Source organism: Streptomyces krungchingensis, assembly GCF_054729265.1.
In genome coordinates, this window is sequence record NZ_JBPUKY010000002.1 from 1,015,694 (window position 1) to 1,028,981 (window position 13,288).

Here is a 13,288-nt window from a genome sequence, read left to right on the forward strand (position 1 = left end):
CCGCCTTTTGACGTCGCACCGCTCGGCTGCCGGCCGAGGACTCAATCGACGTTGCCGCACGCGGTACAAGAGGATCCGCCGTCCAGCACACGGGCGCGGACAGCCGGCGTGCGGCTCTTCGATTCCACCGCCCGGCCCTACCGCCTGTCCAAGACCTCTTCAGCAGCCCTGATACCCAACGGGTATCGTGGGGGAATGGACCTGCGCCTGCTGCGCTACTTCCTCGCCGTCGCGGAGGAACTGCATTTCGGCCGTGCCGCAGCACGCCTGCACATGCGCCAGCCGCCGCTCAGCCGCGCCATCAAGAACCTCGAAACGGACCTGGGGACCAGGCTGTTCGACCGGACCCCTGCCGGCGTGACACTGACTCCGGCCGGGGCCGTCCTGGTCGACGATGCCCGCTCACTGCTGGAGGCCGCCGAGCGCATCCGCGCACGCATCGCCGCACTCTCGGGGCCGGTCACCATGACCGTGGGCATGCTGGGCGATGGCATCGCCCCCGGCAACCACCGGCTCGTGGAAGCGTTCCGTCGCCGCCACCCTCACGTGGAAATCCGGGTACGGGAGTCGGACCTCACCGACCCCACATGCGGGCTCGCCGCAGGACGCGTCGACGTCGCCCTCACCCGCGGACCGTTCGACGAAACCGGACTCCACGTCACACGACTGCGCAGCGATCCCGTGGCCGCCCTGCTGCGCGCCGACGACCCACTGGCCGGTCGCCCCCACCTCACGCTCGCGGACCTCGACGATCGAAGCTGGTTCCGCTTTCCCGACACCACCGACACCCATTGGCGCTCCTACTGGAGCGGAGGACGACAACGCTCAGGCCCGCTCGTGCGGGCCGTGACCGAGTGCAGGCAAGCCGTGCTGTGGAATGGCACGGTCGGGATGACACCGATGGATCACGAACCGGACACAGGGCTCGCCATGGTTCCCCTGCTCGACATGCCCCAGAGCCCGGTGGTCGTGGCCCACTCGAAAGGCGACGCCAGCCCCCTCGTCCGATCGTTCGTGGACATCGTCATCGCCGCCTTCCGCCAGTGATGCGGCTCTGCACGCGAGGCGTCAGCGCGCACGTTCAGACGAGGCGTTCAACGGAGCCCGGAGTGCACCTGGTTGTGGGGGAGGGGGGCATGTGTGGGATTGCGCCCCTGACTCGGGTGCGCATCCTCAAACTCTGCACCATGTCTCGACGAAGGGCATGGCGACGCCCTCTCCGGGGCGAACATGAGCAAGGCGCGCCGCGACACGAATAATGGACGTGTTGGCCATCCGTGAAGGTCGATGCGTGGCTGAATGGGCCTGACAGATCGTCGTCGGGGTGGTTACGATGCCGACGATGAAGAATCTCTCCTCTTACGGAACGGGGGAATCGTTCGCGCAAGGTGAGTGCTGATGGCACATCACTTCGCGAACGAGGCTCCGGCCCGCTTGTTGATGTGGCAGCGCGTGCGTGAGTACGCCGTGCCACCGTCCATGATCGAGACTGCGACCGCGCGGCGTGCGGTCGGCGACTGGGCCGGGGCGTGCGCCGCTGCCCGGCTCGACGTCGATCTCGATCTGCGCGCCGTGCGCGACCGCCACGGCACCGATCTGGTCACCCGTCTGCGTAGAGATCTGCGGCTCCTGGCCCCGGATCTGCTCCGCTGGCACATGCCCCGGATCGCCCCCGACGGGCGGCTCCGGCCCGGCCTGACCCTCTCTCTGGCTTGTTACCCGAGTTCCGGCACCACGCCGCTGCATCTGGTGGTGCGGACACCCCCGGCCTGGGCGGACGCCGGACAGCGGATGTCCCTGGCCCTGTGGGAGGGGCCCGGGGACGGTGTCCACGGGCATCATCCGCACCCGCATCCCGACCGGCGTTTCCGGCTCGACCTGCACCGGCATCTCTGGGATTCCGGGCGGAGCGGCGAACTGGCGCGGCGGTGTGGTGCGGGCCGGGTACCGGCCGTGCCGCCGACCGCCCGACCGCCCGCATCAAGTCGGCGCGTCCTGCCGGACCTGCCAGGTCGGGTGGACGGGTCCGACATCCACGATGGCGCCTGGGCGGTGGCACGTTGGGCCGCCGAGGCGGAGTTGCTGTTGCGGGCCGAGGGCCGCCCTCTCGGGGCGTTCACCGTGCGCCTCGGTGCGCGGAGCCGGACGGTGCTCGAACTCGTCGCCCCCGACGACAGCCATGCTCCGACGTTCCGGCCGCTGCGCGAAGCGCTGCCGCCGCAGGAGGTCGCGGCGCTTCCGGTGCTGCCGGAGGCGGCGGCCCGGGTCCTTCCGGACCTGGAGCTGTTGCGGGCCGGGCTGGTCCCGGCCGAGCGGCTGCATCCGCTCGTCGCCGCGGCGCTGGAGGCCTCCGGCTCGGTGGCAGCTTCCGGCACGGCACCGGTGGCCGGCCCCGCTCCCCAAACCGGCGATCCGCACCGGGTGGAATGCCGGGGCGAGATCCACCGGATCGCGCTGCGGGACGGTGTGCTGACGGCGATCGATCACGAGCCGACCCAACTGCGCAGGGAAGAACTGCTGGTGGCTCTCGGCGGGCCGGCGCTGCCGTGCCTGCGGGCGATCGACGCGGTGCACCGCAACCCGGAGGAACTCCCCGCGGTCCGGGAGCGGCTCGCCCACGGTGACGTCACCGGGGCGCTCGACGTGGTCGAAAGATTGCTCGGTCCCGGCGCGATCCTGCGCGACGGACCGCTCCGGCAGGAGCTGGAGTCGGCCGCGACCCGCCGTATCGACCACGGACTCTTCCGCTCGGGGCTGGTCGCCGAACACCCCGCCGCCGGTGCGGCCGGGGACGGGAAGACCTCGAGTGCGGGGCACTCGGAGGCGGACCACCGTCCCCGGCTCAACCGTCGTACGCCACACGACATGAGCCGCAAGCGCAGCAGCCGGGCCCGGCCCCGCACCGGGCTGCACCGCTGACCGGCAGCCCCCACCGACGTCACTTTCCGGCGCCGCGCATTGCGCGCCGCACACCCCACGCCATCCAGGACGGGCCGTCCCGTCCCCTTATCGCACCCAGGTGATGCCATGACGACCTCCAGTACGCTTCTGCCCGCCACGGTCCCGGCCATCAGCGCGGCCGCACCCAGCTCCGCCGACACATCCGCGACCGGCACCCAACTCACCCTCGCCGACGACCTCCTGACCCTCCTGCGGACGACCACGACCGAGCCGCGCCCCGACGAGCAGCTCGAAGCGCTCACCCTCGCCGTCGCGGCCGACCTGCCCGTGCTGCTCTGGGGCGAGCCGGGCATCGGCAAGACCGCGGCCCTGACACAGCTCGCCACCTCCCTCGACCTGCCGCTGACCACCGTGATCGCCAGCGTCCACGAACCGTCCGACTTCTCCGGGTTGCCCATCGTGGGCGACGACCCTGCGGTGCAGGGGGTGCCGATGGCGCCGCCCCAGTGGGCGGTGGACCTGGTGCGCGCTGGGCGGGGGCTGCTCTTCCTGGACGAACTCTCCACCGCCACCCCCGCAGTCCAGGCCGCACTGCTGCGGGTCGTCCTGGAGCGCAAGGTCGGTGCTCTTCAACTGCCGCCGGGCGTACGGATCGTGGCCGCCGCCAATCCGCGCGCGTCGGCGGCGGACGGATGGGAGCTGAGTCCGCCGCTGGCCAACCGGTTCGTGCATCTGTACTGGGTGCACGACCGGGAGGTGGTGGTGCGCGGGCTGGGAGGGGTCTGGCCCCGGGCGGAACTGCCCCGGCTGGTGCAGGAGCGGCTGCCGGAGGCGGTGGCTTTCGCCCGGCGCGCCGTCTGCGGCTTCCTCGAAGCCCGGCCGACGCTGATCCACCGGATGCCGAGCACCGAGACCCGGCGCGGCGGTGCCTGGCCCTCGCCCCGGAGCTGGGAGGCCGCATTGACCCTGCTGGCCTTCGGCACGGCGGCTTCCGTCTCCCGGGAGGTGCTGGCACTGCTGGTGCGGGGCGCGGTGGGGGACGGGCCGGGACTCGAACTCCTCGCCCATCTGGACCGGATGGACCTGCCGGATCCGCAGTCGCTGCTGGACGATCCGGCCTCCGCAGACCTGCCGGTGCGCGGCGACCTGCGTCAGGCGACGCTGGAAGCGGTGGTGGCCGCCGTCGGTGCGCGCCCGGAGCGGGAGCGGTGGGAGGCGGGCTGGGCGGTGCTGGTCCGGGCGCTGGAGACCGGCACCCCGGACCTGCTGGTCGCCCCGGCGACGGCGCTGGCCGCGCTGCGGCGCGACGACTGGGAGGTGCCGGAGGCGGTGGAGCGACTGGCGGGAGTGGTCGGTCTCGCCCGACGGGCGGACCGGTCGGTGGTGCGGGCCGCAGCGGCGGCCGACGCAGGGCACACGACGGGGGCGTCCCGATGACGGGCGCCGCGAAGCGCACGACGCCGCGCCCCCTGCCGCGCCCGATGTCCCCACCCGCACCGCCGCGCCCGGTGCGGCCCACCGTGCCGGGACCGCCGGCCGGCGCCGGCGAGCCGATCGACCGGCCCGGAATCCCGTTGGACATGGATAAGTTGCTGGCCGCCCGACTGCACGCGGTGAAGGTCCGCCCCTACCTGGCCAGCGCGCTCTTCGCACTGCACGTGGTGGAGGACCGGTCGGTACCGACGATGGCGGTGGACGCGCACTGGCGCTGCTACGTCTCCCCGCGCTTCGTGGCGCGCACCCCGGTGGAGGAACTGGCGGGCGTCTGGGTGCACGAGGTCTCGCATCTGCTCCGGGACCACCACGGACGCGGCGAGCGGTATGCCCGGGAGCACGAGGAACGCGGGCCGGGCGAGCGCAGCGAAACGGAGGTTGCCCGGGCCGAAAGATGGGAGAGGCTGCGACGGAACATCGCCGCCGACTTCGAGATCAACGACGACATCTACGGTGACGGCCTGCCCCTGCCCGCCGGGGCGGTGCTGCCGTCGCTGCTGCGGCTGCCCGACGGGCTGCTGATGGAGGAGTACCTGCGGACGGCGTCGATGTCCGGGCTCGACTCGGGACTGGCCTGGCTGGACTGCGGCAGTGGTGCCGACGGGCAGGCCCGACCGTGGGAGCTGGGGCCCGACGGGGCACATGGGCTGACCCGGCAGCAGCGGGACGCGGTCCGTTTCCGGGTCGCGGAGGGGCTCAAGGGCCGACCGGGCGACGCGCCCGAGGGGTGGCGCCGGTGGGCGGACGAGGCGTTCCATCCGCCGCAGCCGTGGCGGCAGTTGCTGGGGGCGGCGGTCCGCTCGGCGGCGGGAGCGCCGGGGGTGGGCGAGGACCACAGCTACCGGCGTCCGTCCCGGCGCTCGGCCGGGGTCCCCGGGGTAGTGCTCCCGAGCCTGCGCCGTACGCCGCCCCGGGTCTCCGTCGTGATCGACACCTCCGGGTCGGTGAGCGACGCCGAGCTGGGCAGCGCGCTGCTGGAGGTGGCGGCGATCTCGCAGGCGGTGGGCGGGCGGCGCGACCTGGTCTCGGTGATCTCGTGCGACGCCGCGGCCGGGGTCGCCGTCCAGCTCTGCCGCGCGGAGAACATCGCACTGGTCGGCGGCGGCGGAACGGATCTGCGCTCCGGTTTCGCGCGGGCGCTGCGCTCCCGGCCCCGCCCGGACGTGATCGTCGCCCTCACGGACGGCCAGACGCCCTGGCCCTCCGCGCAGCCGGCCTGCCACACCGTCGTCGGTCTCTTCCCCCGCCCCTTGCGTGCCGTGGACGAGGAGAACCCCGACTACGTCCCGGACAGCCCGCCGCCCTGGGCGCGTGTCGTCACCATCGGCTGAGACAGCACCGTGGCGCGGCACCGCCGCCCGTCACGAGCGGCGCGTGGCCGTCCGCCCGAAGACGTATGCGGGCACCGGGCGGGGGTCCCCACCACCGTGAACCCCATGCACCGCCACTCTCAGATGTCGCGCAGCGCCCAGCACGCCCAGACGATGACAGCCACCGCCGCCACGATGGCCACCGTGCCAAGGGTGATCCCCGCCCGAGCCCGGATACGACTGGCTCCCTCGTCGCCGCGCATGCGTCGCAGGGCGATACCGCCTGAGACGACCGCCCAGATCCCCAGGGGCAGGATGAAGTAGACAGGGAGGTAGCGGAGTTGGCTCGGAACGGACTTCGGAAGCAGGGGACAGCCGATCGCGGCGACAGCAATGGTGCCCAGCACGAGTGACCACGCGCCCGTCAACTGCGGGCGGGCCCCTTCTTCCAACGGGTCGATCTGCTGTGCGGAACTCATGGTCCGAAGGCTAGGCGACGGACGGTGTGTACCGCCTGGGTGCTGCTACCCAGACGAGCGTGAGTAGGCCAGGAAGCAGTTCCGCGGTGGTGCCACGCCGCGCCCTCATGAAGGCAGAGCGGATCGGGAGTCGCCTCCGACTCCTACGCCCTTTGAGTGGTCGGCTTCGCCGACGGGCTGTAACACCCCGGTGCTACAGCCCGTCCTTGCCCGGACAGCCCGGCCGTCGCCATTCACTGGGGCTGCGACGCGGGCCACTGACCGCGGGACAGGTCGTGGTCGAGCAGCCGATCGCTGACATCGCCCTTGTAGAAGAGGTCCGAGCCGAACTCGTCGCCGAAGTGTTCTGCCAGCAACGACGAGAAAAGCAGGGCGGCTGACTGTGGCCGGTGGTTCATGACCAACTGACTGGTCTCACCCGCCTCGTTGAAGTACACGACGACGAAGTTGTATATCTCGATTCCACCCGGACGGTAGGTCTCACTGCCACGGATGGTGGAGCGGTAGTCCTCCAGGAAGAGCTCGCCGCGCTTGCCGACGAAGCGGAAGTCCTGGAAAGCGTAGTTGCTTCGAGCGAAGCTCAGCAGCTTCCCTACCTTTTCCTTGCCGATCACTTCACCGTTGGCGAAATTGCCCTGGAGGATGACGTTGTCGGCGAGATTGTCGAGCCACTCTGGGTAGTAGTCCAGGTGCGACGCCTGGTTGTTCAGCTTGCCGGTGGACTCGTTCGGTGTGGTCATGACAGTTGTCTCCTCGTTCCTGGATTTGGTTTGGCGTGTTTCCGGGCTCGGGACGTACGGAGGTTGTGGCATTCGCCAGGGGGCGCACCTGGGCCGATTATGGATTGCCTCGTCAGAACATGAAATTCTCGTTCGAATCAGAGATATGAAGATGCCGCCGGGGAATATAGGGCGCCACCGCAACCACCTTTTGATTGTGCCGGTCACCTCGCGTTTGTCCTTCTGTTTCGATGTGCCCGCAAGCAAGCATTCCTGCTTCGAGCAGGTACTCCGATGAAAAGAATCGTTGACCGAAACGGTCGCTGTCCAACGAAAGTCAGAGACTGTACTTATCTCACTGAGAGATAAGTGGGGGGGTCTCCGAGGGATACTGGGAGGGTGGAACTGCGCCAGCTCGAGCACTTCGTCGCCGTCGCCGAGGAAGCGAACTTCACCCGTGCCGCCGCACGGCTGCACGTCGTCCAGTCCGCGGTGTCCACCACGATCAAGAACCTCGAGCGAGAACTCGGCGCGCCGCTGCTGGAACGCACCACGAAGCGCGTGGTGCTCACTGATGCCGGTGCTGCCCTGCTCCCGCGCGCCCATGCTGCTCTCAACGCTGCCCGGGAAGCCGTGGACGCGGTGGCCGAGGTGCGCGGAGGACTGCGCGGCACCCTGCGCCTGGGCACGATGACCACGGTGGGGCTGATCGACTTTCCTGCGCTCCTCAGTGAATTCCACCGGCGTCATCCCGGTGTGCTCCTACAGACCAGCGCCGCCGCCTCCGGCTCCCAGGGCCTGATCGACGCCCTCCTCGAACGGCGGCTCGACCTCGCCTTCGTCTCCCTGCCCGGACCGCGCCCGACGGGCATCACGCTGACCGACCTCGTCACCTCGGTGCTCGACCTCGTCGTGCCTGCCGACCATCCGCTCGCGACACGCCGCACCGTGCCGATCACCGAACTCGCTGGCCTGGACTTCGTCGACTTCCCCGTGAGCTATGGCATCCGGACCGTTGCGGATCAGGCCTTCGCCGTCGCCTCCGTGACCCGTTGCGTCGCCCTCGAGATCACCGACGTCCCCACCGGCGTGGCCTACGTCCGCCACGGACTCGGCGTGGCGCTTTTGCCACGGCCTGCCCTCGCCAAGGCGGAGGACGTCGCCACGCTGACCGTCGACGACACCGACCTGGACTGGCCGTTCTCCCTGGCCATACTGTCCGAGCGCACGCCCAGCCGGGCGGCACGTGCCCTGATCGCAATAGCGCACGAGTTCCTCATTTGGCGAGGATGAGCATCGCCTCGGAGTGTTCAGGCCGGTATTTGTAGTCGTGCTCAGAGGGCATCCGATCTAAGGGCTGTCCCGCATGTGTCTCATAGGGCTGTCGCCCGGGATGGTGCCTACGACAGGATCAAGGGCAACCTGGTCCAACTCGTGACCGAGCTGCGGCGCGAAGGAGTGGAGGCGGATCGGCGAGGCAGGCCCTGGGGCCTGACGCTGGAGGATCGGGTTCTGCTGGTCGCGGCTTACTGGCGAACGAACTTGACGATGCGGCAGCTCGGCCCGTTGTTCGGAATCTCGAAGTCCGCCGTCGATCGAGTCATCATGCGAGTTCATGGCCACCAGCGGCCCAGGCGCCGAGTACGCCGCTCTGCGCGCGGGACTTCCGAGGGACCACAAGGAACTGCTCACCCTCCTCGGCAGACTCTCCCAACCGCCAGAACTTCAATCCCCGAGGACTGACAGCTCAGCGGGGGCACGGTCATCCTCACTGGGGGAAAGGCGAGCCGCGGGACGATATCGCCGTCGTCGAGACGTGGCGATGCTGCTGAGCGCGCTCATCGGGGGAGCGGCTGGAATGGCCGAGGCCTTTTGACGCCGTGACAGCCCTTTTCCGAACCCAACTCGGGTTGCCGCGACCGTGGCGTGAGGGGAGCATTGCAATTGCCGCGCTCGACCACGAGTGGTGGCTCTTGCCTGCCCTGGGGTCACTCGCCGACCCCTATTTTCCGAGATGATCGATACGTATCGTGCGGGAGAGAGGAAAACTTGTGAGGAATCGCAAGAAGCAGCAGATTGCGACGGCAATGGCATCGGCGGCCGTGGTGGGAGCACTCGTCACCATGGGGACCCCGGCCTCGGCGGCACCTCTACCGAACGGCACGATCTCCCTCGCACCAGGGCACAGCCCCCAGGACGACGGTTCCGGCAGCACACAGGGCGGCACGCAGGACGGTTCCGGGAACACGCAGGGCGGCACGCAGGGTGGTGGCTCCGGGAACACGCAGGGCGGCACGCAGGGTGGTGGCTCAGGAAACACCCAGGGCGGCACGCAGGGTGGTGGCTCCGGCAACACACAGGGCGGCACCCAGGGCGGCTGAGCGCGCAAACGTCTCCGAGAAAGCCGGCACCTCGCGGCACCACCGCGAGGTGCCGATGTCTGCCCAGGTGAATTCGGCAGCGCCCTGTCCGAGTGACACCGCCGTGTCGCTGCAGTGGGGGACTCACTTCGTGCGACAGCGTGGTCCCCACGTTTTCTGACATTGTCCTACAGTAAGAAAGGGCTGCTGTGAGACGGTGCGGCATCTACGCGACCCTGACTCTCGCCGCTGCGACGGCACTGGCAGGCGTATCAGCCGGCCAAGTATCCGCGGAAACCCGCAATGACCCCGAGCCTCCCCTCGTCAACATTCAGATCGTCAACTCCCAGGGCGGCACTCAGATCGGTACGGGTAACACGCAGGGCGGCACTCAGATCGGTACGGGTAACACGCAGGGTGGCACGCAGAACGGCGCGGGCAACACTCAGGGCGGGACGCAGGGTGCCGGCAACGGCAACACGCAGGGCGGCACGCAGGGTGCCGGTTCCGGGAACACGCAGGGCGGTACCCAGGGCAGCACCGGGGCTGACCTCGACAACGGTGCTGTCTCAGGGCCGTTGGCCCGAGTCCTCGGCCTCTTGCGGCTCACGCCTTGACGTGATCCCTCAGACCGACGCGTTCCCTCGGGCGTCGCCGCCTCTCAAGGAACGATCTATTCACCCACGTGCACGCATCTCGCCGCCCGCGACCACGATCTATGCACCCGGGGTGTATGCAGCGTCCGCGTTTTCTCAGGTCAGTGCGTTGCGGATATCTGATCTTCAGAGGCGCGTCCCCCAACGGCCCGTGCCGCGCCCCCAACCGCTGCGTGCAACGGTGCAGCTGCGGCCGGGCAGGCGAGGCCGCAGATCCATCCGCTGGTGGCTTGCCAACTGCTGCGCTTCGCCCCGGCCACCGCGGCCGGGCCGCCCCAGCGGCTGGGAGCCTTCACCTCTGCGCAAACAGGGCGTGAACTGGCCGCCGTCGAGCACACCGACGCCTCGAAGCAGGCGCTGCCGGACCTCATCCCGCCCGCCGTTGCCACCGGCACCGCACCCGGCCGGCCCCCACCCGCCCGAAGCCGCTCCCACGACCTGCCGGCACAGGCCTGAGATCCTGCCGAAGACGGAGCCGCGCCGTGACCCCGGCCGGCTGTCATTGCGTCGATCTGCCCGACGCATCCGTGGTCATCACCCGCGCCCTGCTCACCGCCCGGCAGAACATCACCGACACCGTCACCGCACTGGCCATGATGTGCATTGATGGCGGCGCAGGCGTCGGCAGGCCCCTCGCCGTCAACGCCCGCCTGCACGAACGCGAACCGCACGAGTACGTCCGCACGATCACCTTCCGTGCCCGGCCCACCGACCGCGCAGTGTGCCACGAGCGGTTGACCGCACTCGACATGGCTGGCGAGCCACCGCGCCACCCCAGCGAGTTCGACTGCCTTTTGCAGACCGCCGTGGCCGAGCGCCCCCGTACCTTCCTCGTCGGCGAGGCCAATGGCTCAACGGGGAGGCGTTCGAGTGCTTCCGCTACCTGTGGGACGAACCCGCCGCCCAGCTGGGGGACGCTCGGCTTCCGGCTCGTGGCGGCGGAGCACGGCCGGGCCGTCTTCGGGGGTGATCCCGCCGAGCACCTGCTCAATCCCATGGGCACCGTGCGAGAGTTTGGCAGAGCGGCATGCCTGCATGGGGCATGTGGCAACGACATGGGTAAGTCGGGGTTGGGTGGCGGTATTTGAACCCGCGACCTCTTGCTCACGAAGCAACTTGAGCAGGGGTGCTGATTGGTAATCGCGCCGACATCCCTGATTTGTCGCAGGTCGACGTACCGACCCGTCACGCTTGCCGCGGGTTGCGATGCCGTCGAGACTGCACCACCTGGAATCCGCTGTGGCCGAGCCGCCGCGGGCGCAGGTCGCGGTCGGGTCGGTGCGGACGGCAAATCCGGCGGTGAGGCAGTGGTGGGGGAGTAGACGGCCGGGCAGTTTCGCTCCACGTTCTGGCGTCGCCTCGACGAAGGCCGGTCGCGGTCGGAAATTAGTCCGGGAAAATCGCCGCTCGTACTGTTTCATGTCAGTCTTCAACGCCCGCACGGCCCTGACCTAGCCTGGCGCGACGTACCCGATCCGCTGAATCAGCTTCTGGAAATGGGCAGTTATCGAGCCCGGACGCCGGCGGCGCCGAGATCTGACGCGGCCACCGGAGCGGCGTCCCGGACGTGCCGCCGAGAGCTGATCATCCATCAGGAGGTATCACGACATGCCTGCAATGCCCGACCGACGCTCGGTTTTGCGTGTAGGACTGGCCGCCACCCTGCCCGCGGCGGTCGCCGTGGCCGCGGCGCCGCCGGCTCAGGCCGGGACTTCCAAGCTCCGCGAGGCTGACGTGACGCGCTGGATGGACAGGTACCTGAAGGCATGGCAGACCAAGGACGCGGACCTTGCCGCCTCGCTCTTCACGCGTGATGCCGTCTACCAGGCCGTCCCGGGACTGGCGGATCAGATGTTTCGTGGTCGCGATGAGATACACGAATACTGGACGGGCGTCACGGCCTCTCAGGCCGGGATGTCGGGCATTCAGGGCCGGCCCTTCATATCGGGAAACCGGGCTGACATCGAGATCTGGGTGACCATGCAGATCCCGTCCGAGACCGATGGCTCCATGCAGTGGGTCACGTTGATCGAGACGAACATCCTCACGTTCGCCACCCCGACGCTTTGTTCCAGCAACATCGAGTACAACCAGATCCTCGATGGGAAGATCGCCCCGCCGAACGGCTGGGGCCACTTCTGAGCCGAGCCCGGCCCGCCCGGCCGCGTGCCTGGTCGAGCGATGCTTCACCATGCTCAGTTCACCGCGGGCGACTTCGTGGGCGCGGCCCGAGTGCGACCTGCCGTAGGGGTCGAGGAATTTCACAGAACGATTGACTGAATCGAACGCGATGGACCGAACGAGCATCGTCGACGATCAGTGATCCCTTGTCCGCCTCCCTTCGCCTGAATCGGAGAATTCGTCGTGCTCAACACAATCTCCACGGACTCCACCACAGTCCCGGACGGCGACGAACGGATGCGGCGGTGAAAGCCGGCCGACTGGCCGCCGACTCGGCCCTGACCGTAATCGCACCGGCCATCTGGGGCTCCACCTATCTGGTCACCACGGAATGGCTGCCTGCGGACCGGCCACTGCTGGCCTCCACCATTCGGGCACTGCCCGCCGGACTGGTGCTCCTCGCGATCGGCCGGTCTCTGCCGCGAGGCGTGTGGTGGTGGCGGGCCATCGTCCTCGGCGTGCTCAACATCGGCGCCTTCTTCTACCTGCTGTTCCTCGCCGCCTACCACCTGCCCGGCGGCGTCGCCGCACTGGTGATAGCAGCCCAGCCGATGATCGTACTGCTGCTGGGGGCGGCCCTGCTGAGGGAGCGCGTCCGGACCATCCAGGTGGGCTTCTGCACGCTCGGCATGCTGGGAGTGGCGCTGCTGGTCCTGCGTCCCACCGCGGGCATGGACACCATCGGCATCCTCGCCGGCCTGGCCGGCGCCATCAGCATGGCGACAGGGGTCGTGCTCACCAAACACTGGGGCCGCCCGGAAGGCGTGGGCGTACTGACCTTCACCGGCTGGCAGTTGACCGTCGGCGGACTCGTCCTGGCCCCCATCACGCTGACAGCCGAAGGCCTGCCCGACCACCTCACCTGGACCAACATCGGCGGTTTCGCCTTTCTCAGCCTCATCGGAGCACTGTTCGCCTACGCCATCTGGTTCCGCGGGATCGCCCGACTGCCCGCACTGGCCGTCTCCATGCTGGGCTTCGGCAGCCCGCTGTCCGCCACCGTCCTCGGCTACATCGTGCTCGATCAGAGCCTGTCCGCACTCCAGTTGACCGGCGCTGCCGCAGTCATCACCGCCGTCATGCTGGCCCAGCTCCGCTCGCCGAGGGCCGCCCCGACACCGGCCACCGAAAGTCCAACTACTACCGAACCGTCTGCCGCCAAAGCGCTCTGAACGGTTCACCTGCCAC

At 69.3% G+C, this 13,288-nt stretch carries 12 protein-coding genes and 1 pseudogene; 11 read left to right on the plus strand and 2 right to left on the minus strand.

Going from position 1 to position 13,288, the window contains the following annotated elements:
• Positions 1–195 precede the first annotated feature (195 nt).
• The 4 genes from ACSYGO_RS45260 to ACSYGO_RS45275 all read left to right on the plus strand — a co-directional run bounded on the left by ACSYGO_RS45260 (position 196) and on the right by ACSYGO_RS45275 (position 5,726).
• Positions 196–1,047, plus strand: coding sequence for a LysR family transcriptional regulator (locus tag ACSYGO_RS45260; protein ID WP_460390323.1), 852 nt, complete (start codon positions 196–198; stop codon positions 1,045–1,047).
• 351 nt (positions 1,048–1,398) lie between these two features.
• Complete coding sequence (locus ACSYGO_RS45265; RefSeq protein WP_460390324.1) at positions 1,399–2,919, plus strand: hypothetical protein; 1,521 nt, start codon at positions 1,399–1,401, stop codon at positions 2,917–2,919.
• A 108-nt stretch (positions 2,920–3,027) separates the two neighbouring features.
• Positions 3,028–4,338 carry an AAA family ATPase gene (locus ACSYGO_RS45270; protein WP_460390325.1) on the plus strand — a complete coding sequence of 437 codons (1,311 nt, stop codon included), beginning with the start codon at positions 3,028–3,030 and terminating at the stop codon, positions 4,336–4,338.
• A 143-nt stretch (positions 4,339–4,481) separates the two neighbouring features.
• Positions 4,482–5,726 carry a vWA domain-containing protein gene (locus ACSYGO_RS45275; RefSeq protein WP_460390326.1) on the plus strand — a complete coding sequence of 415 codons (1,245 nt, stop codon included), beginning with the start codon at positions 4,482–4,484 and terminating at the stop codon, positions 5,724–5,726.
• A gap of 119 nt (positions 5,727–5,845) precedes the next feature.
• Here ACSYGO_RS45275 and ACSYGO_RS45280 read toward each other — a convergent pair whose 3' ends face one another.
• Entirely contained in the window at positions 5,846–6,184 is a 339-nt protein-coding gene (locus tag ACSYGO_RS45280; protein ID WP_460390327.1) for a hypothetical protein, read from the minus strand.
• 233 nt (positions 6,185–6,417) lie between these two features.
• Positions 6,418–6,924 carry a hypothetical protein gene (locus tag ACSYGO_RS45285; protein ID WP_460390328.1) on the minus strand — a complete coding sequence of 169 codons (507 nt, stop codon included), beginning with the start codon at positions 6,922–6,924 and terminating at the stop codon, positions 6,418–6,420.
• Positions 6,925–7,302: 378 nt separating this feature from the next.
• Here ACSYGO_RS45285 and ACSYGO_RS45290 point away from each other — a divergent pair, with 378 nt between their 5' ends.
• The 7 genes and pseudogenes from ACSYGO_RS45290 (at position 7,303) to ACSYGO_RS45320 (ending at position 13,272) form a co-directional block, all read left to right on the plus strand.
• Positions 7,303–8,196, plus strand: a complete 894-nt coding sequence (locus ACSYGO_RS45290) for a LysR family transcriptional regulator (protein ID WP_460390329.1) — start codon at positions 7,303–7,305, stop codon at positions 8,194–8,196.
• A 75-nt stretch (positions 8,197–8,271) separates the two neighbouring features.
• Positions 8,272–8,509 (plus strand): annotated as a pseudogene (locus ACSYGO_RS45295) (helix-turn-helix domain-containing protein); the annotation flags it as partial.
• Positions 8,510–8,954: 445 nt separating this feature from the next.
• On the plus strand, positions 8,955–9,284 hold the full coding sequence (locus tag ACSYGO_RS45300; RefSeq protein WP_460390330.1) for a hypothetical protein: 330 nt from the start codon (positions 8,955–8,957) through the stop codon (positions 9,282–9,284).
• A gap of 860 nt (positions 9,285–10,144) precedes the next feature.
• On the plus strand, positions 10,145–10,375 hold the full coding sequence (locus ACSYGO_RS45305) for a hypothetical protein (protein WP_460390331.1): 231 nt from the start codon (positions 10,145–10,147) through the stop codon (positions 10,373–10,375).
• A 26-nt stretch (positions 10,376–10,401) separates the two neighbouring features.
• Positions 10,402–11,007, plus strand: coding sequence for a hypothetical protein (locus tag ACSYGO_RS45310; RefSeq protein WP_460390332.1), 606 nt, complete (start codon positions 10,402–10,404; stop codon positions 11,005–11,007).
• A gap of 520 nt (positions 11,008–11,527) precedes the next feature.
• Positions 11,528–12,061, plus strand: coding sequence for a YybH family protein (locus ACSYGO_RS45315; protein WP_460390333.1), 534 nt, complete (start codon positions 11,528–11,530; stop codon positions 12,059–12,061).
• 284 nt (positions 12,062–12,345) lie between these two features.
• Positions 12,346–13,272 carry an EamA family transporter gene (locus ACSYGO_RS45320; protein ID WP_432189815.1) on the plus strand — a complete coding sequence of 309 codons (927 nt, stop codon included), beginning with the start codon at positions 12,346–12,348 and terminating at the stop codon, positions 13,270–13,272.
• Positions 13,273–13,288: the final 16 nt, after the last annotated feature.